The organism is Halomonas elongata DSM 2581 (assembly GCF_000196875.2).
GTDB lineage: Bacteria > Pseudomonadota > Gammaproteobacteria > Pseudomonadales > Halomonadaceae > Halomonas > Halomonas elongata.
On the sequence record NC_014532.2, the window covers coordinates 3,571,051 to 3,590,768 of the forward strand.

Annotated in this window: 22 protein-coding genes; all 22 read left to right on the forward strand. The window is 63.9% G+C overall.

Translation table 11 applies throughout. The features are described from left to right. Positions 1-469: 469 nt before the first annotated feature. Complete coding sequence (pilL2, locus tag HELO_RS16615) at positions 470-1,120, forward strand: PFGI-1 class ICE element type IV pilus protein PilL2 (RefSeq protein WP_013333798.1); 651 nt, start codon at positions 470-472, stop codon at positions 1,118-1,120. Further along, positions 1,113-1,913, forward strand: coding sequence for a hypothetical protein (locus HELO_RS16620; protein WP_013333799.1), 801 nt, complete (start codon positions 1,113-1,115; stop codon positions 1,911-1,913). Before pilL2 ends, HELO_RS16620 begins: the two co-directional genes overlap by 8 nt. Positions 1,914-1,923: 10 nt before the next feature. After that, positions 1,924-2,445: a hypothetical protein gene (locus tag HELO_RS16625; RefSeq protein ID WP_013333800.1), complete on the forward strand. Its 522-nt coding sequence runs from the start codon at positions 1,924-1,926 to the stop codon at positions 2,443-2,445. Next, a complete protein-coding gene (locus HELO_RS16630; RefSeq protein ID WP_013333801.1) occupies positions 2,445-3,203 on the forward strand; it encodes a TIGR03759 family integrating conjugative element protein in 759 nt (252 codons plus the stop codon). Before HELO_RS16625 ends, HELO_RS16630 begins: the two co-directional genes overlap by 1 nt. Before the next feature lie 4 nt (positions 3,204-3,207). After that, positions 3,208-3,963 (forward strand): transglycosylase SLT domain-containing protein, encoded by a 756-nt coding sequence (locus HELO_RS16635; protein WP_109637526.1) that lies wholly within the window; start codon positions 3,208-3,210, stop codon positions 3,961-3,963. Further along, on the forward strand, positions 3,960-4,508 hold the full coding sequence (locus HELO_RS16640) for an integrating conjugative element protein (protein WP_013333803.1): 549 nt from the start codon (positions 3,960-3,962) through the stop codon (positions 4,506-4,508). The genes HELO_RS16635 and HELO_RS16640 overlap by 4 nt, the downstream gene beginning before the upstream one ends. Positions 4,509-4,518: 10 nt before the next feature. Then, positions 4,519-5,022: a hypothetical protein gene (locus HELO_RS16645; protein ID WP_013333804.1), complete on the forward strand. Its 504-nt coding sequence runs from the start codon at positions 4,519-4,521 to the stop codon at positions 5,020-5,022. Positions 5,023-5,086: 64 nt separating this feature from the next. Further along, entirely contained in the window at positions 5,087-6,694 is a 1,608-nt protein-coding gene (locus HELO_RS16650; RefSeq protein ID WP_013333805.1) for a PcfJ domain-containing protein, read from the forward strand. Continuing rightward, the gene (gene traD / locus HELO_RS16655; protein WP_013333806.1) at positions 6,691-8,895 is read left to right on the forward strand and encodes a type IV conjugative transfer system coupling protein TraD; all 2,205 of its coding nucleotides are present in this window, start codon (positions 6,691-6,693) and stop codon (positions 8,893-8,895) included. The genes HELO_RS16650 and traD overlap by 4 nt, the downstream gene beginning before the upstream one ends. Positions 8,896-8,906: 11 nt before the next feature. Beyond that, positions 8,907-9,605: a TIGR03747 family integrating conjugative element membrane protein gene (locus HELO_RS16660; RefSeq protein WP_013333807.1), complete on the forward strand. Its 699-nt coding sequence runs from the start codon at positions 8,907-8,909 to the stop codon at positions 9,603-9,605. A 166-nt stretch (positions 9,606-9,771) separates the two neighbouring features. After that, positions 9,772-10,107, forward strand: coding sequence for an integrative conjugative element protein, RAQPRD family (locus HELO_RS16665; RefSeq protein ID WP_013333808.1), 336 nt, complete (start codon positions 9,772-9,774; stop codon positions 10,105-10,107). Beyond that, complete coding sequence (locus HELO_RS16670) at positions 10,107-10,325, forward strand: TIGR03758 family integrating conjugative element protein (protein ID WP_013333809.1); 219 nt, start codon at positions 10,107-10,109, stop codon at positions 10,323-10,325. The genes HELO_RS16665 and HELO_RS16670 overlap by 1 nt, the downstream gene beginning before the upstream one ends. A 60-nt stretch (positions 10,326-10,385) precedes the next feature. Then, positions 10,386-10,754, forward strand: a complete 369-nt coding sequence (locus HELO_RS16675; RefSeq protein ID WP_013333810.1) for a TIGR03745 family integrating conjugative element membrane protein — start codon at positions 10,386-10,388, stop codon at positions 10,752-10,754. A 16-nt stretch (positions 10,755-10,770) separates the two neighbouring features. Beyond that, complete coding sequence (locus HELO_RS16680; protein WP_013333811.1) at positions 10,771-11,148, forward strand: TIGR03750 family conjugal transfer protein; 378 nt, start codon at positions 10,771-10,773, stop codon at positions 11,146-11,148. Continuing rightward, positions 11,145-11,804, forward strand: a complete 660-nt coding sequence (locus tag HELO_RS16685; protein ID WP_013333812.1) for a PFL_4703 family integrating conjugative element protein — start codon at positions 11,145-11,147, stop codon at positions 11,802-11,804. Before HELO_RS16680 ends, HELO_RS16685 begins: the two co-directional genes overlap by 4 nt. Further along, a complete protein-coding gene (locus HELO_RS16690) occupies positions 11,801-12,622 on the forward strand; it encodes a TIGR03749 family integrating conjugative element protein (RefSeq protein WP_013333813.1) in 822 nt (273 codons plus the stop codon). The genes HELO_RS16685 and HELO_RS16690 overlap by 4 nt, the downstream gene beginning before the upstream one ends. A gap of 5 nt (positions 12,623-12,627) precedes the next feature. Further along, positions 12,628-14,109, forward strand: coding sequence for a TIGR03752 family integrating conjugative element protein (locus HELO_RS16695; protein WP_013333814.1), 1,482 nt, complete (start codon positions 12,628-12,630; stop codon positions 14,107-14,109). Further along, on the forward strand, positions 14,096-14,560 hold the full coding sequence (locus tag HELO_RS16700) for a TIGR03751 family conjugal transfer lipoprotein (protein WP_049786246.1): 465 nt from the start codon (positions 14,096-14,098) through the stop codon (positions 14,558-14,560). The genes HELO_RS16695 and HELO_RS16700 overlap by 14 nt, the downstream gene beginning before the upstream one ends. Further along, the gene (locus HELO_RS19220) at positions 14,557-14,745 is read left to right on the forward strand and encodes a hypothetical protein (RefSeq protein ID WP_157953426.1); all 189 of its coding nucleotides are present in this window, start codon (positions 14,557-14,559) and stop codon (positions 14,743-14,745) included. The genes HELO_RS16700 and HELO_RS19220 overlap by 4 nt, the downstream gene beginning before the upstream one ends. A 7-nt stretch (positions 14,746-14,752) precedes the next feature. Beyond that, complete coding sequence (locus tag HELO_RS16705; protein WP_109637712.1) at positions 14,753-17,686, forward strand: conjugative transfer ATPase; 2,934 nt, start codon at positions 14,753-14,755, stop codon at positions 17,684-17,686. Continuing rightward, a complete protein-coding gene (locus HELO_RS16710) occupies positions 17,670-18,569 on the forward strand; it encodes a ribosome modulation factor (RefSeq protein WP_013333817.1) in 900 nt (299 codons plus the stop codon). Before HELO_RS16705 ends, HELO_RS16710 begins: the two co-directional genes overlap by 17 nt. A 20-nt stretch (positions 18,570-18,589) precedes the next feature. Continuing rightward, positions 18,590-19,717, forward strand: coding sequence for a hypothetical protein (locus tag HELO_RS16715; RefSeq protein ID WP_157953427.1), 1,128 nt, complete (start codon positions 18,590-18,592; stop codon positions 19,715-19,717). The last annotated feature ends 1 nt before the right edge of the window (position 19,718 follow it).

The following is a 19,718-nucleotide window of genomic DNA, read 5'->3' on the forward strand; positions in this document are numbered from 1 at the left end:
GATAGCAGCCGTGATGACATCCGGGTACGAGGTCAGACACGTGTGAATCGATGGGGCACGCGTGAGACGCGTATAACGGCTTCCCTACCAATCGTCACCTGTCTGGCGGGTGACTTTAGCTTTCTCGAATGACTTTCCTCCATCATCCCCCGCCGGCGTGGGCCGGTGGGCGGTGATGTTCGTGTTGCTGTAGTCCGTTACCTCAACTCAACGCTGACGGCGTCGTTCTTGGCGACGGCTCCAGAGTGCCCTACCAACAGAAGACGCCCGCCGTCGGCAAACGGTCGGGCGTCACGGGGTCTGCAAAGGAGATGCAGTACTTTCGAGCCTAGGCAATACATCGACTGACTTCTCCCCCTCCCGCTTTAAGAAACCCTCACCCGATCACTTAACATTTTCCATCGTCGCCCTGACGGATCTCACGCATGGTGCCTGCACCGGTTACACGCATCTTGCGCGAGGTTGCTTCATGAAACACCTGCTCCACCTTCCGCTCGGCACCCTGGCACTGGCTGTCGCTCTCGCCGGGTGTGCGCAGCAACAGACACACGACGCTCCCTCAATGGCCGAGCAGTATCCCGCGTCTCAGGAACTGGCCATTGCGAGCGAATCGGCCGATCAGCCATCCGTCACTCAGTCGCCCGCCAAGCCGAGTGGCGTCGGCGTGAAGCGTCAGCACGTCACCCCGGATATCTACCAGGCAACCGACGATCACCGCATCCCGGTCATGCGGGCCGGTCGCTACCAGTTGGTCACTGCCCGGGCGACGCTCGGGCAGCGCTACCTCCTCGAGCAGATGGTCGACGTGAATATCCCGCCCAGCGTGGCGTCAACGGTCGGCGACGGCATCCGCTACACCCTGGAACAGACCGGCTATCAGCTGTGCTCGCCGGAGGGGGATTGGCAGTTGCAGTGGCTGTTCAACCGCCCCCTGCCGTCGGCGCACTACGAGCTCGGCCCCATGGCCTTACGCGAGGCCCTCCAGGTCCTGGCCGGCGATGAATGGGAGCTGGAACAGGACGCCCTGCGTCGCGAGATCTGCTACACCCGCCGCGATGACTTCCAGCCGGTCTATCCGCGTCGCGTGGTGAAGCCCGCCGCGGAGGCACGCCATGAGTGAATCCACCCCGACACCGGAGTCTCAGAACGACACGTCTCTCGCGGCCGATCCCCAGGACCACAACCGTCGTGGCAAACGGCGCGTACCGCTCGTTATCCGCTATTTGCTCGCCATCGGCCTGTTATTGGGCGCTGCCTTAGCTGGGTACGTTCTGACCCTTGGGGACGACCCGAACGAGGAACAGCAAGAACAGGTCGAGACGGCCTCAGCCACGGACCAGGCTGTGCGCGACCTCCAGGCGTCCCTGCAGTCGCTTGAAGGTCGCATGCCCTCCCTCGAGGCACAGCGCTCACAACTGGATCAGCTCGAGCAACGCCTGCAGGACGCCGAGACGGCTACTCCTGCCATCGACGTCACCGCCGTGGGCGAACGCCTGGACTCGCTCGCGGACACTCTGGACAACGCCCGCCACCGGGTCGATCTGCAGCTGACGGCCCTGGCCGAAGGTGTCGAGGCGCGGATCAGTGAAGCGGAGGCCACCGCGGCGAGTACGTCTGATACCTCGTCAAGCTCGGCAGCAGCGCCGCGTCGTCAGCCCTCTACCGCCAACGCACGCGCGAGTTCTCGGGCCACACCACCGAGTCCGCCGCGCTTGCCGCTGAAGATCTCGGGCGTCGAGTACCGCGGCGGCCAGCCGTTTCTGAGCATCGCCGAGGGGTCGGTCAACCAGCTGCGTGATGTCCGCCTGCTCGGTGAACGCGAGTCGGTCGGCGACTGGCAGCTGCTGCGCATCACGGGCGACACGGCCGAGTTCCGCTACCGCGACCAGACCATCACGATTCCGCTTCCCTAGGAGGGCCATCATGCCGTCAACACGTCGTGCCTTGACGCTGACCATCGCCATGACCGTGCTGCCCTTCCAGGTGGCGACCGCACAGTCCGTCCAGTTGGATCCGGCCGATGACAGCGCCCCTGATGAGGCGCCGTCCCTGCAAGCCACCGAGAACCGGATCCTCCACCTGGAACAGCAGGTCGAGGCCCTGGATGCCATGGACCCGCAGATCGAGTCCCTGGAGAAGGGTATTCAGGCGCTGACACCAACCAAGAAGACCGACAAGGACGACCTCGAGGCGCTCAACCAGCGCCTATCGACCCTGGAAGCCTCGGCCCGGGCCTTCATCGCGAACACTGAATCCCGCATCGAGGCAATGGCCGAGCGGCTCGGCATTACCGCCATCCCGCTGGATCAGTCGGCCATCGAGGCGGCCGAGCGAGTGGCGGCGTCAATGCAGCAGGACGAGGACGCCTCAGACACCGAAGCGACTCAGGCGACGCATGAGGGCGCCGAGGAAAACGAGTCACACAACCCCCAGGAGGACGCCTGATGTCAGCCAAATTTCCCTCACATATGACGGGGCTCGCCGGCGCTGTACTGCTGGCACTGGCGGCCCCGGCACTCGCCCAGACGTCATGGTCAGAAAAGATCTCTGGACAAGAGGCATCAACGGCGGGTGAGCAACAGACGCACGTCGATGAGATCGATCGAGAGGCGACGCAGCGTTCTCGAGCCGAGGCCTGGGGACTGACCGACAAGCAGTGGTCACGCTACCAGAAGCTCAAGGAACGCCCGCGTGGGACCTGGTCACCGGACCTCGACCCTATCACCATGCTCGGCCTCGAGGCGCGCTCCGAAGATGAGCGACGGCATTACGCCGAGCTGTTGGTCGAACAACAGCGCAAGCGTGTCGAGCGCGAACTGGCTTTCCAGAAGGCCTATGACGCCGCCTGGCAGCGTCTGTACCCCGAGGAGAGCCGCGTCAATTTCTTCACGCTGGGACGCTCCCAAAGCGCCCAGTCGCTGCTGACATCCGATACGACCGGCCCCGTTCGCTACAACGTCGTCGTCGCCCTCGAGGACTGCAGCCGCTGTGAGTCCGAAGTGCGGCGTCTGCTGGACCAGGGGGCCCTGATGGACATCTGGGTCGTCGACAGTGACGGCAACGATGACGCCATCCGCCAATGGGCCACCAAGGTCGGGATCCCCGCTGACCGGGTCCGTCAGGGCCAGATCACCTTGAACCACGGCGGCCAGCGCTTCTCGGAGTACGAAGATGCGCTGCCACGCGTCATGCCTCGAGGGTAAGACCATGCGATGGGGATGGATCAGCGGTCTGGCAATGGCCGTCGGCCTCAGCGGAACGGCCCAGGCGAGCGAGATACCGCCAGCGTATCACGTCGCCGCCGCCTCGCAAGGCGTGCCCGCCGAGGTGTTGTACGCCATCGCCATGACCGAGTCGAAGATGTCCCTGGGCGAGGCCATTCGCCCCTGGCCCTGGACGCTCAATGTCGGTGGTAAGGGCTATCGCTATGACAGCCGTGATGAAGCCTGTCAGGCGCTGCGTCGCTTCCTGCAGGACACCCGCGTGGTCGATGTCGGTATCGCCCAGATGAACGTGCGCTGGCAGACCGTTTTCCACGCCGGCGGTCGCTTCCAGAACCCCTGCGATGGGCTGAACCCCTACGCCAATCTCGAAGAGGCGGCCGCCGTGCTCCAGGCGCAGTACCAGATTGCCGGTGACTGGGTGCAGGCCGCTGGCCGCTATCACCGGCCGGCCGGGGGCGCCCCGGCCGCCCGGTATCGCCGCAAAGTGGCCGAAGAGCTCGCCAAGCTGGAGGGCGGCCAGGATCTCTCGCCGGCGCTTGCTGCCACATCAACCGCCACCTCGGCCTCAGCAGCCTCGACATCGACGGCATCCGCCTTGGGCACCGCTGCAGCGACACTGACGCCGGATCCGGATCCGGATCTGGTCTGGCGGGATCCGGCACCGGCCGAAGTCACCTGGGTCACCCCGTCGATGCCTGACTGGCATACCCAGGCCCAACTGGAGGTCGCTGCCCGATGAACCCCATCACTGTCTGGATAGGACTGCTGGGACTGAGCGTGAGCCTGACCGCCCAGGCGCAGGCGCCCGGCGTCTCCCCGCTCGAGGTCGTAGCCGATCACGGCGGCGAGCCGGCACGTCCCTATTACGTCGCCATCGGCGCCGCCCAGGTGGAGGAACGCGAGGGCTATCACGCCAATGTGGTCGGCCAGGCCGGACAAGCGGCCCCGGTGACCGATGCCCACTGGTTGCCGGTGGAAAGCGAGCGCCTGTCACCCGGCAACGTCGAGGCCCGCGAGCTCGAGCTTCACGCCGGCATGACACCGTTTTTCCTGGTCGGTGACGACCCCTTGTCACTGAAGTGGCTCAAGGCGCGGCGTGACTGGCTGGTCGAGCATCATGCCGTGGGTCTGGTGGTCGATGTGGCGGATACCGCCGGCCTCGAGCGCCTACGCCAACGCGCCCGGGGACTGGAGCTGCGCCCCACCTCGGGCGACGACATCGCCGCACGCCTCGGCCTGAATCACTACCCGGTGGCCATCACCCCCCAAGGATTGAGTCAGTAAAGGAGACGTCATGGTTGGGTCGCTGCCGTTGCCGGTGCTCGCCCCGTCAGGCGAGCACGATACCGAGCACCACGCTTCACGACAGCAGTTCGCGCAGTGCGTCATGGCCTGTGTGTGGCAGGTCAGCCAACGCCTGCAGGTCCCCCTGGTATCGGCACAGGACCTGGCGCACGCCGCCGCCACCATGGATGCCCTCGATGACTGGTTGATCCGCTACGCCGAGGCGTGTCTGCCGGCCGAGGCGTGGCCGCGAATCGCCGAGCGCCTCGCCGGGTTCGGCGAACAGGCCATGCCACGCCGTTTTGTGCATCGCGACCGGCGCGTGCCGGCACTGGTAATGCAACTCCGCGACGCCGCCTTCTCGGCGGCGGTCGATGACGAACTGCAGTGCCTCATCGAGGCCTGCCGCTACGATGCCGCCTTCTATAACGCGGTGATGGGCAATCTGCAGCAGGGAGGGCAGCTCGTGCGGCTGGCCGAGGCGGCGATTCAGCGGGAGGGACAGCATGGCTGAACCGGCGTTGGCGAATCACCACCATGATTCGGCGTCTGCCGATCGCGCACGGAGCCGGCCGCCCATGCTCGGGGACCCGGCCTTCAACACGGTATATCGCCGCGCCAAGGATTGGGTCATTCGTCACCAGGTGCTGCGGCTCTACCAGAAGCACTATGACCGGGCGGGTTTCGTCAGCATCATCATTTGCAACCTGTGGCGAATCGATCGTTCGCTGAGCTCCCCCGATGTCGAGACCTTCGCCTGGGATGTCGAGCGCGACACATGGGAGCCATCACCGAGTCACTACCAGGAATGGCCGTTGATCCTGTTGCTCCCGATTCGCGGGACCCGGTCCCGTGATGGCTCGTTGGACGATGCCTTCAGCGTCCTCCGTCTGGCCTTGTACCAGCTCGTGAAGGCCGCGGGGTATGCCTCACTCCCCAAGGACGCGGACCGGCAACGCCGCTTTCTGGAGTGTTTCACCGCCCATTTCTTGGCCCGCAAGACGTCACGCAGGCGTTTCGGCTTGGACCACACGCGCCTGGCGGCGGCCATGCGGGCCTTGCGGAAGAACCTCTGGACGGACGTCATCGATCGCCAGGTACTGTCACTGGCCTCGTCCATGGTGGGGTTCGACAATCGCCTCGGGCTCAACGACTACCTGCGCTGCGCGGCAAACTGGACCGGCCTGAAACAAGTGGCCACCGAGCATCGCAACTGCATTCCCCTGCTCGAGGACATCAATCCTCAGTACTGGACGCGCACCGATCTGTTTTCCCGTCACCTCTGGGTCAGGGGGCAACGTCGCACCACTGTCGTGGATCGCTCTGGGTTCATGCGCCGTGAAGCCCAATGGCACCGACACTATCTTTCCAGCCTGGACAGCAAGGCGGATTTTCGCTGGTTGATGCAGGCGCCGGTGTCCGTCGTGGGCAAGCTCAAGGAAGGCTTACGGCACACGCAAGACCGCGATGCGATGCCACGCCGCGTCCGCTTGTTGCGACGAGCGCTCCCTCAACAGCCCGTGCCCGTATTGGCCATCCAGGTGGCCATCAACTACCTGCCGCAACTATCGGCGGACGCGATCACCGATCATCGCTTGTTGCGGGCCTGGTTCCTCGAATGCCGCCGCCTTTGGCATGACCAAGGCTATCGGCACTTCCGCATGGCCATGCGCAGTCCTGGTCTGGGGCAGCAGCTCCGCAACACCCTGGATTGGTTACGTCAAGAAGGCTGCCAGGCGGGACTGCCGGACAAGCACATGAGCTGGGCCGCCATCGAGCGCCGCTCGGAGGAGTGGCATGAGCGTGTCATTGCCCAGCAAGACGCCTCGGCGCCGCAATACAGCTGGGACGCACCGCTGACGCGAATCGAAGCGGATGGCTTTGTCGCCGAAGCGCTGGTCGATTCCGCGTCGCTGCGGCGGGAGGGCCGCCGTATGCGCCACTGCGTCGGTAGTTATGACGCCCAGTGTGCGGAAGGCCACTACCTGGTCTATCACCTGTCGACCGCGGATGACGAGCTCGATGAGCGCGCCACCCTGGGGCTTGCGCTCGACGGCCAGCAGCGCTGGGCACTGGAGCAGATCCAGGGACCGTGTGGCAGGCCGTTGTCCCAGGCCCTCCGTCGCTTTGCCCGCCATGTCACGACACAGGTGAACGCCACGACAACCGAACGGGAGGCCGCATGAAACAAACCCATCCGCTCGAGTCGTTGCTCCGCCCCGCCGTCGAGTTCAACACCACCTGGGTGTGCCTGGGCTGTGCGGTGCTCTGCCTGTATGCCCCCTGGTCCATCGCGCTCTCGCCGAGTGTCGGCTGGGGCATGGCAGCGGCCTTTCTGGTCCTGGGCGGATGGCGGGCCCATCAGGGGTGGACGGTGTTGCGCTATCGCCGCAATATGCGCCGCCTGCCGCGCTTCGCGCTGCGCAGCGACCAGATCCCGGTCAGCTCGAGGAGCCTGTGGTTGGGAAAAGGCTTCAAGTGGGAGGCGCGTCATACCCAACGGCTCTACGACAGTCAGCAGCCCGAAGCCGAAGCCTATATTCAGCCACCACGCCGCTATCGCTGGGCACGAGCCATCGAGCAACGCCTGGAAGGCATTCGCTCGCTGTATTTCGTCATCCGCCTGCTCAGTGCCGATACCGCCTTGAACCCGGTGCGTCCTCTGCCCCCTGTGGGTGGGGTAGCCGCGCTGCATGCCGTCGAATGGAAAGAGGGTTCGGTTTGGATGCCGCTGGGCGAGCGGGTCGGCCACACCCTGGTCGAAGGCACGACGCGCGTCGGCAAGACGCGTCAGGCCGAGGTGATGATCACCCAGGACATCCATCGGGTCACCCACGGCGATCACGAAGTGGTGGTGTGCTTCGATCCCAAGGGCGATGCCGACCTGATGCTGCGCATGTATATCGAGGCCATCCGGGCCGGACGCGGCGATGAATTCTACGTCTTCCATCTCGGTTTTCCGGAGCTGTCGGCCCGTTACAACGCGGTGGGTCGCTTCGGCCGGATCTCGGAAGTCGCGACCCGGATCGCCGGGGCGTTGCCCAACGAAGGCAACAGCGCTGCCTTCCGCGAGTTCGCCTGGCGTTTCGTTAACATTGTCGCGCGGGCGAGGCACGCGCTGGGCCAACGGCCCAGCTACGAGCAGATCCTCACTGACGTCGTCAACATCGACAGCCTGTTGATCGAGTACGCCCGCCAGACCTTCGAGCAGCAGTTCCCCGGCGCCTGGGAAAAGATCGCGGCGATGGAAGGCCAGTACAACGACAAAAACACGCCGAAGAACTTGCAGGGACGCCATAAGCGCGTGGTAGCGATTGTCGAATACCTTCAGAGCCCTGATATCAACGTCAGCGATAGCGTCCTCGAGGGCTTGTTGTCAGCGGTCAGATACGACAAGACGTATTTCGACAAGATCGTCGCCAGTCTGCTGCCGCTTTTGGAGAAATTGACCAGCGGCCAGATCGCCGAGTTGCTTTCCCCGGACTATCACGACCTGGAAGACACTCGCCCGATCTTCGACTGGCAACAGATCGTGCGCAAACGCGGCATCGTCTATATCGGCTTGGATGCGCTCTCGGATTTCGAGGTGGCTCAAGCGGTAGGCAACTCGATGTTCGCCGACCTGGTGTCGGTCGCCGGGCATATCTACAAGCACGGCGTCGATGACGGCATGCCGGGCCAGTCTAGCGGCAAAGTGGCCATCAACTTGCACTGTGATGAGTTCAACGAGCTGATGGGCGACGAGTTCATTCCCTTGATCAACAAAGGGGGCGGTGCAGGGATTCAAGTGACCGCTTATACCCAGACCCTGTCCGACATCGAGGCCAGGATCGGCAATGCCGCCAAAGCGGGCCAAGTCGTCGGCAACTTCAACAACCTCATCATGCTGCGCGTGCGCGAGAACAAGACCGCCATGCAGCTCACCGACCAGCTCCACAAAGTGCCGATAGCCACGCGCATGCTGGTCTCCATGGCGGGGGATAACAGCGACATTGACAGCGATGTCGATTTCTCAAGCTCCGGAGGAGACCGGATAAGCACTGCGCCGCAGCCCAAGCTGGAACCCGCCGATATCATCAACCTGCCCAAGGGGCAGGCCTTCGCGCTGCTCGAGGGCGGCCAGCTCTGGAAGATCCGCATGCCGTTGCCCAAACCCGACAAGGGCAAGGACATCCCGGCCAATATCAACGATATGGCCCAGCAGATGCGCAAGCGCTACAACACCGGCGATCGCTGGTGGGAGTCGGTGGCGCCGCCGCCGATCGAAATCGACCCCGAGCTGACCGCGGCGGCCGCCGGCTCGCCGACGGTGGCCAACCCGCCGCCGGCGCCGGCAGAACCCGGATTGGAGGTCCCGGGGGATGATGGGATGGACGTCGATGATTGAGAGGAGCCGACATGGCGGTTGATCGCGCCGAACGCGCCCAGCAAAAACGTCCTAGTGCTCTCGGCACGCTGCTCGGCTTGCCGTGGCGGATCGCCATGGTGGTCCTGGTGTCCCTGCTGTGCTCGATCGTCATCGAGTGGGTCGGGATGTATTGGGACTGGTGGAGCCTGCCCGGCAGCGGCCATGCCGAGCAGACCATGACCACCGAGATGGGCTGGCTGGATACCCAGTTCACTCGTTCGCTGCTGTTCGCTGACCCGGTGGCCACCGCCTCGGCGCTGGTGGAGTGGCTGCATACCTGGCTGTTCGTCAAGACGGGGATCGCCGGTTGGCTCGATCACAATGAGACCACCGGCGGCTGGGTGGGGACACTGCACACGTACCTGGAAGCGGCTGTTTACGTCACCCTGATGACGCTGACGCGCTGTGTGATCCTGGTGCTGACGTCCCCCCTGTTTGTCATGGCCGCCCTGGTCGGCTTTATTGATGGGCTGGTAAGGCGCGATCTCCGCCGCTTCGGCGCCGGCCGCGAATCGGCGTTCATCTACCACCACGCCAAACGCGCCGTGACGCCCATTTTCATCCTGGGCTGGCTGGTCTATCTCAGCGTACCGTTTTCCTTCCACCCCAATGTGTTCCTGCTGCCGTGTGCCGTGCTGTTCGGCCTGATGATCAGCATCGCCACGGGTAGCTTCAAGAAGTATCTGTGAGGTCATGATGTTCCCTGCGTAGGCTGCTCGTCAGCCGTTTGCGCCTCCTCCCTGGAGGCGCTTTTTTTGGCCAAAGAATCATCACGCCAACCACTTAACGTTTTCTGCTGCGCCGCATGACGTGGCTCTCCACGATGTTCGCAACAGTCTCAATCAGGAGAGCGTCATGTCGCGGTTTGCCAAGTGGGGTGTCCTGCCACTCGTGGGCGTGATCGCCACCTCAACCCTGGCGATGGCGGAAGAACCCCGCGACGCCATTCAGCGCCGGGACCTGGCCCTGATCCAGTCCCAGCTCGAACAGATCACCCATGTCATCGATCGCCTCGAGGCCCGACAGGACCGTCAGGCGTCGCCCTCGATGTCGCTTTACCTCGATATCCCACGGCTGCGGCGCGACGTCGAGGCCATCGCCGACGGGATCGATGGCTATCTCGAACCGCCGCGCATGCCGGCGAGGCAGGTCCCCGCACTCGATGGCGATTACGTGGGAGTGACGCCCTGATGGAGGTTTTCAAGAACGGTGCCGGCTTCTCGGCGTCCGATGTGGCCGTTCTGATCGCCGGCGTGGGGTGTGTCGTGGTCATTCTGTGGTTGGCCTGGGCCTACCTCTCGACCTATCGGGGCTGGACCAAGGAGCGCATCGACGACGACATCCTGGTCAGTGGCCTCATGAGGGCGCTGATGATCGTGTTGGTCTGCCTCTGGCTGTTTCTCAGCTGAGGCAATTATGAGGCCCGCCTGAGTGGGCCATTCGGCAAGCGCAAGCAAGGAGAACGGAACATGAACCTTCGCAACCTTTGGCATCGTGCCCGTCACAAGGTGGCCCTGACCACCTCATCGTTGGCGATGCTGCCAAGCCTGGCCCTGGCACAACAAGGGCTGCCCGATCTCGAGCAACCGGACAATCCCGGCGACGGGGGGCTGATCGATACGCTGCAAGGCTACGGCCTGCAAATCGCCTCCTTGGTGGGCCTGGTGCTGTGCGCCGTGGCTTTCTACTTCGTCGCCGGTGCCTTGATGGCATCGTTCCGCGAAGCACGCGAGCGGGAACAGTGGAGCAAGTTCATCTTGACCGCGGCGGTCGGGGTGGGGCTGATCGTCGTGGTGATCTGGCTGGCCAATATGGCTGCCCCGATCCTCGAGCAGTAAGAGACGGGAGGCGGTCATGGCCACGATCGAGTTCATCCCTCGACGCCTCAATGAGACACCGATCGTTTTCCGGGGCATGACCGGGCGCGAGGTCGCCATGGTGGCCTTTGGCGGCTTCGTGGCCTTCGTGCCACCGGGCATCGTACTGGCCTGGTGGGTCGGCATGGTAGCGGTGGTGCCGACCGTCGCCTTTGCCGGCCTGGGCCTCTCCCTGCTGGTCGGGGGCAGCATCATGCGTCGACTGCGCCGTGGTCGCCCTCCCTCTCTTCTCTACCGTCGCTTGCAATACCGCCTGGCTGCCATGGGCTGGGACGGTAGCGGCGAACACCTGATCACGCGCACGACAGCCTATCGGTTGCGCCGCGGGCGCCGCCGTAACGGAGGAGTCTCATGAGTCGTTACCGCCATGCGGTGTCCGGGCGGGACGCCCATATCACGACCCTTCGGGGGATCATCCTGCTGCTGGCAGTGGGCTGCGTCTTTCTCTGGAAGGGGTGGAAAGATGCCCCGGAGGAACTGACGGTCTATTACCCCCCTGATTTGCGCGGTGGCACCTCGCAGTCCGCCTGGGAGATCCCGCCCAACAACGCTTATCAGTTCGGCTGGTATGTGTGGCAGCGGCTCAACCGGTGGCCCACCAACGGTGAAGCGGATTACAAGCGCAACATTCACGCATTGCGCCCCTACATGACGCCCTCCTGTCATCGGTCCCTGGAGCAGGAATATCAAAAGCGTCGCCGCCGCGGCGAACTCGACGGGCGCACGCGCGGCATGTACGAGATCCCGGGACGTGGCTACCGGCCAGGCGAGTCGGTCGAGATCCTCAGTGACGACAGCTGGTTGGTGAAGCTCGACCTCGGCGTCGAAGAGCACTACGCCGGCACGCCGGTTCGTGAGTTCTATGCGCGCTATCCCTTGCGGGTCGTGCGGGCCAATGTCGACGCGGACAACAACCCCTGGGGACTGCAGATCGATTGCCTGGAAGGTGAAGCCAGACGTCTGGTGACGGACCCCGAAGGTCAAGCGACCGATGAGGAGGAAGCCGAATGAAGCCGATCATCAAGCTGGGGGTTGTCCTGGGCGGCTGCCTGCTGTCACTGAACGCCGCGGCGGTACAGATCATGGAGTGGGACCACCGACCGCTGGACATCGAGCTTCCGGTGGAGGCGGAACGCCTGGTGATCCTGGACCGCAATGTCAAAGTCGGGCTGCCCAGGCCTATCGCGAACCCCGAGACGTTGCGGGTGCAAAGTACCGGCGGCGTGCTGTACCTCAAAGCCAACGAGCCCTTCGATACGCAACGTGTCCAGCTCAAGGATGCCGAGTCGGGTGAGTTGTTGCTGGTCGACTTGACCGCCACCGACGACGCCAGCCACGAAGACATCAAGGTCGTGGACGCCGAATCATCGGATGATGCCGAGACGTCAGGGTCGCCGAAAGACGGTCGCAGTGAGGGTGACGCCGACGAACCGGAGGTTCGCTCACCAGTGCCGGTGACGCTGATCCGTCACGCGGCGCAGTCCCTCTATGCCCCCTTGCGCACCGTCGAGGCAATTCCCGGCGTCAAGCGGGTACCTATGCGCCTGCCGGACACCCTGCCGGGGCTGATGCCCGCCTTGCCGGTCGAGGCGACCCCGAAAGCGGCCTGGGGCGTCGATGGCTGGACGGTCACCGCCGTGCGACTCATCAACCAGGACCCGTCGCGGGAATTCGAGCTGGATCCTCGCTGGCTTCAGGGCCGCTTCTACAGTGCCAGCTTCATGCACCCGACCCTGGGTCGCAAGGGGAGCGAGACGGCCGCGACCACGGTCTTTCTGGTCACCCGTCAGGGCGGTCTGCGTGACGCTCTGGCGCGTCAGGGGAGGTAACCCGCATGGCACCACTGAAGAGCAACGGCTTGTTGAAGGTCCTGGTCCCCGGGGCGCTCGTCCTGGTCATCCTGATTGTCGTCATGGCCCTGGGCGGTGGCGACGGTGACGACTCGGGAGGTGAAGACGAGGCCACGGATCCGTCACTGGTCCTGACCGATGAAGAAAAAACCGCCCTGGGCATCGAGGCGGACACCCCGCGTGACACGGTGGCGACCCTGGTCGGTCAGCTGCGGCAGACCAACGCCGAAATGCAGCAGATGCGGGAAGAAAGTGCACAACTTCGCGAGCAGAACGAACGCCTCGCCGAGCGCGCCCGCAATGTCGACCAACAGGTCGCAGCGGCGATGCGCGAAGAACGTGAACGCCACCGATCGCAGCTGAACCAGCAATCCAATGAACAGCAATCCGTGCTGGGCACCCTGAAACGTCAGATCAACCAACTGCAGGGCCAACTGGATACGTCGGGTTCCGAGGACGACGTCCCGGTGGGCCTCGGGCTGGAAGGCGGAGGTGCCGGTACCAGTGGCGGCCAACTCGCCTGGGTGGAGCCTCTTGACGCCGCTCCTACGGATAGCCGGGGACGTCGGTCCAATGACGAAGGTCCGGTGTTTCCGACATCGTTCGGTGAGGCCTCGGACGCCGTGAGCGACTCGGCCACCCGTGCCGCCACAGCAATCGAAGCCAAGGCCACCGGGGAGCCGGATGCCTCGACCGTCGAACCCGTCTACACCGTGCCGGAGAACTCGACCCTGATGGGTTCGCTGGGCATGACGGCGTTGATCGGCCGAGTACCGATCAACGGCACCGTCAATGATCCCTATCCCTTCAAAGCCGTGATTGGCCAGGACAATCTCACGGCCAATGGCATCGAGATCCCCGAACTGGAAGCCGCCGTGGTCAGTGGTACAGCCACGGGCGATTGGACGCTGTCCTGTGTGCGCGGAAATATCGACAGCATGACCTTCGTGTTCCAGGACGGCACCATCCGCACCGTCCCCACCCCGGAGGACGTCAACAGTGGTGGCGGCGGCAGCAGCCGCCAGAGTGGTGACACCACCATCGGCGGGGGTGACTCGATCGGCTGGATCAGCGATGCCTATGGCACGCCCTGTGTGACCGGCGAACGCCGCTCCAACGCCCAGGAGTATCTGGGCACCCAGTCGTTGCTGACCGCCGCCGGCGCCGGTGTGGCCTCCACGCTCTCCGACGATGACAGCACGTCCTTCACCACCATGGGCCCCGATGGCTCCGTGACGCAGGCCATGAGCGGCAACCAGGCCGTCGGCCAGATCCTGACGCAGGGCGTCAATGACATGAGCAACTGGGTGAACCAGCTGTATGGCCAGGCCTTCGCGGCGGTGTATGTCCCGCCGGGCCAGGAAGTGGCCATCCACATCACCAAGCAGCTGCCGATCGACTTCGAGACCGAAGGGAGGAAAGTCCACTATGGCCACTCTCAAGCACCAACCTATGCCCTGCCGTAGGGCCCGCCGGGCGGGCCTGTTGGGGCTCAGCCTGGCCATCATGGTGGGACTGAGCGGCTGCGCCACCTCCAAGGACGAGCTCATGCCCCATGGTGACACCACCATGAAGGAGCTCTGGCAAGGTGGCGCCGCCTCGGGCGGCGAGAGCCTGACCCAGCAGGGGCTGTTGGATGCCCGCAGCACGCTGCGTCGTGAGGTCAGTGATGGCGCGATGGTGGATCAGCGCGTGCACTACACCCGTACCGCCGCTAACGAGATCTATAACCGGTTCGCCCGGCTGCCCAATCCGGACATCGTGATGTACGTCTACCCGCACCTCGCCGGCGGCGAGGTGCCGGTGCCGGGTTACTCCACGGTGTTTTCGCTATACCGCAAGCCGCAGTACGCCATGCCCGGCGAGACGGCCCGGCCGTCCGTCGAACGGGCGCAACAGCGGAGGGCGGCACGATGAGTGACCAACGACAGCCTCTGTCACCGGCCGAGCGCGATCGCCTGTTGATCCGCGACCTCGTCTTCGCGCCGCCAGGGCCCGGAATAACCGGCACCCTCGAAGAGCTCAAAGCGCACTATCGCGACAAGGTGGCGAGTTCATCTCGTGTCGCGTCTCGTCAGGGAGGCCATGATGTCGGCGTTTGATACCTTCATGAGCAGGCTGTTTCCGCCGCGTACCGCCCCGGCTGGCAATCCCTTGCCAGAGGAGGACCACGCGTCGAGCGCCGCCGATCCTCAGGACCTCGGCGCGGCCGCCGCGGCGCCCTTGCTGACCGACGAGCAGGGGCGTCCGCTGTCACTGCCCCGTGGCAAGCCGATTTCCGAGGCGCAGTTGAGAAAGCAATATCAACGCGCCCCTTCCTTTGCCTCACGCTTGCCCTGGGTCGAGTATCTCCCCGAGTCAGGCTGCTTTCTGCTCGAGGACGGCGTCTCGGTCGGTGTCGTGGCCGAAGTGATCCCGATTCCTACGGAAGGCCGCAGCGAGAACGCCCTCGAGGCGCTTCGCGATCAGATCGAGGCCGCCCTGCAGGACAGCTTGCCTGAGAACGATGACTATCAATGGGTCGCGCAGCTCTATTGCCGCGATGAGACGGATCCGCGCGAGGACCTGGAGGCGCTGGCCGACTACGCGCGTCCGGAGATCCGCGACAGCCAATACACCCAGGACTGGCTGAAGAGCATGGAAGGCCATCTCCGGGCGATCGCCAAGCCCGGCGGATTGTTCATCGACGATGTGGTGACCCAGGTGGCTTGGCGGGGCCAGACACGGCGCACCCGCCTGGTGCTGTATCGCTGGGAGCGGACTGTCAAAGGCAAGCAGCAGAGCCGGGTCGGCGAACGCAACAAGGGGCTGCCGCCCGAACAGGCGGTGAATTATGTCTTCGATCGGCTTGAGACGGCCCTCCAGAACGCCGAACTGCGTCTCAAGCGCTATGATGCCCGCGAGTTCCACCGCTGGATGATGCCGCGCTTCAACCCATGTCCCCGGTACTCACCGGACGATCCGCAACGCTTCTACGACATCTTCGATTACCCCGGCGATGACCAGGCGGCCCTGATGGGTTCCGACCTGGCCGAGGGCATGCTGGCCAGCTCACCGCGCGGTGATGTCGAGACGGGCTACTGGTACTTCGACGGGATGCCGCATACCTGTGTCCCCGTGGAGGAGTTGCGGCAGGCCCCCAAGGTGGGCCACGTCACCGGCGAGGTGGCGCGTGGCGACGGTCGCATCCGCAATGCCCTGATGGACCAGCTCCCCGAGGGCACCGAGATGTGCCTGACCATGGTGGCGGTCCCCCAGGAGCCCCTGGAACAGCATATCGATACGCTGAGGGACAAGGCGCACGGCAACAGCATTGCCAGCGAGAAGATCCGGGCAGACTGCAAGCGGGCACGGTCGTTTCTCGGCGATAATCACAAGCTGTATCAGGCCAGCCTGGTGTTCTTTATCAACGGTCGCGACGAGTCCCATCTCGAGGACCGTTTGATGCGGCTGACGACGCAGCTGACCAATGCCAACCTCAAGCCGACCGAGCCCGAGGATGAGATCGCCGGGCTCAATACCTACCTGCGCTGGTTGCCCATGTGTTTTCAGCCAGAGCTGGATCGTAAGAATCGCTGGTACACCCAGTACCACTTCGTACAGCACCTGGCGAACCTCTCCCCCCTGTTCGGTCGTGCCCGCGGGACGGGCCACCCCGGTATCACCTTCTTCAACCGCGGCGGTGGCACCGTAAGCTTCGATCCACTCAACAGCGATGACCGACAGGCCAACGCCCACATGCTGTTCTTTGGCCCGACCGGGGCCGGCAAGTCGGCCACTCTGAACAGTGTGCTGGCTCAGATGATGGCTCTTCACCGGCCACGGCTGTTCATCATCGAGAAGGGGAACTCATTCGGGCTCCTCGCCGATTACTTCGAGCGGATGGGGCTGACCGTCAACAAGGTCAAGCTCGCCCCGGGCTCCGGTGTTCGGCTCTCGCCGTTTTTCGAAGCGCATCGTTTGCTCGACACCGAGGAGGAAGCCAAGCGCGTCGAACGTGACCGTAACGATCAGCATGAAGGCCTGGCGACCGATCCCGATACCCTGGTCAACAACGCCGAGGAAGAAGAAGAGCGCAACATCCTGGGGGAAATGGAGATCACCGCCCGGCTGATGATCACCGGTGGCGATCCTAAAGAGGAAGCCTTGTTCCGCCGAGCGGATCAACGCATGGTGCGGGACGCCATCTATCGCGGTGCCCGCTACGCCGTCGATGCCGGCCGTCAGTGCCTGACCGAGGACGTACGGCAAGGGTTCCGGGATATCGCCAACGATCCCGAGACGCCGGACGAAGGCCGTCGGCGCGCCTACCAGATGGGTGAGGCCATGGGCCTGTTCGTCGACGGCTTCGATGGCCAGGTCTTCAACCGCCCGGGTGAGCCCTGGCCGGAATGCGATGTGACGATCATCGACCTGGCGCACTACGCGAACGAAGGCTATGAAGCGCAGCTCGCGCTGTCGGTGATCTCGATCACCAACGTGATCACCGCCATGGCCGAGCGCGACCAGTACAGCGGTCGCCCCATCCTGCAGGCCATCGATGAGTGCCACATTTTGACCACCAATCCCTTGCTCGCGCCCTTCTTGGTGGGCGTTGGCAAAATGGGGCGCAAACTGAATCACTGGCTCTGGTTAGCCACTCAGAATTTGGAAGATTTCCCGGAGTCGGCGGCCAAGCTGCTCAACATGATCGAGTGGTGGATCCTGCTGACCATGCCCGAGGACGAGATCAAGCAGGTCACTCGCTTCAAATCCCTGAGCGAGGATCAGCAGCAACTGGTGAAGTCCGCCACCAAGGTCAAGGCCAAGTATACCGAGGGGGTGGTGCTCGGCGGACGCATCGAGTCCTTGTTCCGGGTCGTTCCTCCCAGTCTGTATCTCAGCCTGGCCGGCACCGAAGGCGAGGAAAAAGCCGAGCGAAAACAGGTCATGGACGAGTTCAAGTGCTCAGAGCTCGATGCGGGCATCGAGATTGCCCGACGTATGGACGAGAAGCGAGGGATCGGAGAGTCACAGGGGGGCTTTGATGACAGCGTATCTTGAGATTGAGGGAGAGGCATCTGTCGCTTTTCGCCAGGGATTTCGTGCCTGCCAAGAGGGCGACCCCCAGAATACGAACCCCTACCTCGAGGAGGCAGGAGAATCGAGCCAACGCCGGGAGTGGGATTTCGGGTGGCATCACGCGCACGATCAGAACATCAATTTTGACTTCGTCAGGCGCCAAGTCGCCATGCCGCCCGAGTGGAGCCAGGCGCCTATCAAACCCTGGGAAGCGGTTTACAACCGAGAGGCATCGGCGTTCGTATCCCACGAATATTGGTCGGACACGGGGTCTGTCAACGTCTTCCGGGTCGTCGGGACGATGCATCAGCAGTATCAGGGAAAAACCTGGCTACAGTTCCTGCTGGGCGGAAAGCGCATGCAGCACAACCTGCAGCGTTTGATGGACAATCCGGATTACTATCTCCATCCGGTCATTCGCCAGCCCAAAATCGATTTCTACACCGTCGACGGCCTGGATTACTACGTCGGCTCGGACGGTAACCACCGGACCTGTCTGGCTCGCTTCTTTCTGGACCAGGAGGGCAAGAGCCAGCTCCATGAAGTGACGGTTCACCATCATCACCTCGACCAGGCCTTCTTGCACGTCTATCACGCCCTCCAGGCATCAATCCGGGAGCACCAGGTTGCCAAGGTGATCTGGCCCGACCGGCGCCTACTTGGGCGTGACGACACCGCGGGCTGGAAGGTCGATCGCTTCGAGCCTTTCCTGATGTGCCGGGATCTGGATACCGGGCAGGAGATGGAGCTCAATCAAGCGCAGGCGCATGACATGACCCTGGATCTGGCGGCCAACGGGGGGCCGGCCAAGGCCTCAACCCGCCCTTCCCTATGGAGGCGGTTATTCGGCGCGGGAGGCGGCTGACGATGCGGCACGATGGCAACATGGCGTTCCGTGGACACGGCCTGATCACCGGGCCGACGGGGGCCGGCAAAAGCACCGTGTTACGCGCCCTGTTGGACGAACCGTTGATGGCCCCGGGTGATGAACGTGTTCAGGTCTATGTTCTGACCTCCGGTCGGGACCGGGACTGGCGGCCATGGGCGAACTGGGCGACTCGGCACGCGGCCGAGGGCGACCGGGTGGCAACGCTCGACAGCTCGGCCTGTCGGTTGGCCCCCTTCCAGACGGCGCGCTTCCTGTGTCAGCCGGACGACGATCATGCCATCTGGGATCCCCTGGGGGATCTGATCATGACCGTTAACCTGATGCTGGCCAACCAATACCCTGGCGAGACCTTGAGGCGGGGCCAAAAGCGTCAGCTTCGACAAGCCATCCTCACCGCAGCGCACCAGGTCGAGGAGACGGACCGGCATTGCCGCATCCAGGACGTACTGGATGCCCTGCGTACCGATCAACAAGGACCTGATGCGCTGATACAGACGCTCGAGGCGTTCTGCCAGGGAGCGCTGGGCGAGGTGTTCAATGCCGAAGACACATCCCTTCGCTGGGAAGCCGACAGCGACATCGTGCTGATCGACCCGGCCGGATGCTGCCCCAAGGCGCCCGGCACATCGCGCGACGCCCTCGAGGGGCTGCTGATGCATGACGTGGTGGCTCACGTCCAGGGGTTGGGTGGGTACGAAGCTGACCGCGATGGAAGGCCACGTAAACGGCTGGTGATCCTGGATGGCTTCCCGTCCCGACCGATGCAGCACGGGACGTCCATTTTCAAGCGAGCCCTCGCCCGAAGCCGCGAGACCGGCCTCTCGATCTGGTTGGGTCTGAAAGACCGGACCGTGCTGGACGATACCACCTGGTCCCGGCTCAGTGCTTACCTCGGGACCTATATCGGCTTGCCCCATGGCACCCCGTATTGGCTCGAACGGGAGCTCGAGCAGGCGGAGCGGCTGGGACCTCACTTCGACGACAGGGCGACATCGGCACTGCATCGCTGCCTCTTGAACACCAGCGCACGAGAACCCTGGGAATCGAGCATGGGGGTTTTGATCGATCTCGCCTATGGCGAAGCGCCGGCGCTTTTCCACCTGCCCGATGTGGAGGAGACCTGAT

Excerpts from the sequence above, each read along its gene's own strand:
- pilL2 (WP_013333798.1), top strand. The coding sequence starts at position 470 with ATGAAACACCTGCTCCACCTTCCGCTCGGCACCCTGGCACTGGCTGTC.
- HELO_RS16620 (WP_013333799.1), top strand. The coding sequence starts at position 1,113 with ATGAGTGAATCCACCCCGACACCGGAGTCTCAGAACGACACGTCTCTC.
- HELO_RS16625 (WP_013333800.1), top strand. The coding sequence starts at position 1,924 with ATGCCGTCAACACGTCGTGCCTTGACGCTGACCATCGCCATGACCGTG.
- HELO_RS16630 (WP_013333801.1), top strand. The coding sequence starts at position 2,445 with ATGTCAGCCAAATTTCCCTCACATATGACGGGGCTCGCCGGCGCTGTA.
- HELO_RS16635 (WP_109637526.1), top strand. The coding sequence starts at position 3,208 with ATGCGATGGGGATGGATCAGCGGTCTGGCAATGGCCGTCGGCCTCAGC.
- HELO_RS16640 (WP_013333803.1), top strand. The coding sequence starts at position 3,960 with ATGAACCCCATCACTGTCTGGATAGGACTGCTGGGACTGAGCGTGAGC.
- HELO_RS16645 (WP_013333804.1), top strand. The coding sequence starts at position 4,519 with ATGGTTGGGTCGCTGCCGTTGCCGGTGCTCGCCCCGTCAGGCGAGCAC.
- HELO_RS16650 (WP_013333805.1), top strand. The coding sequence starts at position 5,087 with ATGCTCGGGGACCCGGCCTTCAACACGGTATATCGCCGCGCCAAGGAT.
- traD (WP_013333806.1), top strand. The coding sequence starts at position 6,691 with ATGAAACAAACCCATCCGCTCGAGTCGTTGCTCCGCCCCGCCGTCGAG.
- HELO_RS16660 (WP_013333807.1), top strand. The coding sequence starts at position 8,907 with ATGGCGGTTGATCGCGCCGAACGCGCCCAGCAAAAACGTCCTAGTGCT.
- HELO_RS16665 (WP_013333808.1), top strand. The coding sequence starts at position 9,772 with ATGTCGCGGTTTGCCAAGTGGGGTGTCCTGCCACTCGTGGGCGTGATC.
- HELO_RS16670 (WP_013333809.1), top strand. The coding sequence starts at position 10,107 with ATGGAGGTTTTCAAGAACGGTGCCGGCTTCTCGGCGTCCGATGTGGCC.
- HELO_RS16675 (WP_013333810.1), top strand. The coding sequence starts at position 10,386 with ATGAACCTTCGCAACCTTTGGCATCGTGCCCGTCACAAGGTGGCCCTG.
- HELO_RS16680 (WP_013333811.1), top strand. The coding sequence starts at position 10,771 with ATGGCCACGATCGAGTTCATCCCTCGACGCCTCAATGAGACACCGATC.
- HELO_RS16685 (WP_013333812.1), top strand. The coding sequence starts at position 11,145 with ATGAGTCGTTACCGCCATGCGGTGTCCGGGCGGGACGCCCATATCACG.
- HELO_RS16690 (WP_013333813.1), top strand. The coding sequence starts at position 11,801 with ATGAAGCCGATCATCAAGCTGGGGGTTGTCCTGGGCGGCTGCCTGCTG.
- HELO_RS16695 (WP_013333814.1), top strand. The coding sequence starts at position 12,628 with ATGGCACCACTGAAGAGCAACGGCTTGTTGAAGGTCCTGGTCCCCGGG.
- HELO_RS16700 (WP_049786246.1), top strand. The coding sequence starts at position 14,096 with ATGCCCTGCCGTAGGGCCCGCCGGGCGGGCCTGTTGGGGCTCAGCCTG.
- HELO_RS19220 (WP_157953426.1), top strand. The coding sequence starts at position 14,557 with ATGAGTGACCAACGACAGCCTCTGTCACCGGCCGAGCGCGATCGCCTG.
- HELO_RS16705 (WP_109637712.1), top strand. The coding sequence starts at position 14,753 with ATGAGCAGGCTGTTTCCGCCGCGTACCGCCCCGGCTGGCAATCCCTTG.
- HELO_RS16710 (WP_013333817.1), top strand. The coding sequence starts at position 17,670 with ATGACAGCGTATCTTGAGATTGAGGGAGAGGCATCTGTCGCTTTTCGC.
- HELO_RS16715 (WP_157953427.1), top strand. The coding sequence starts at position 18,590 with ATGGCGTTCCGTGGACACGGCCTGATCACCGGGCCGACGGGGGCCGGC.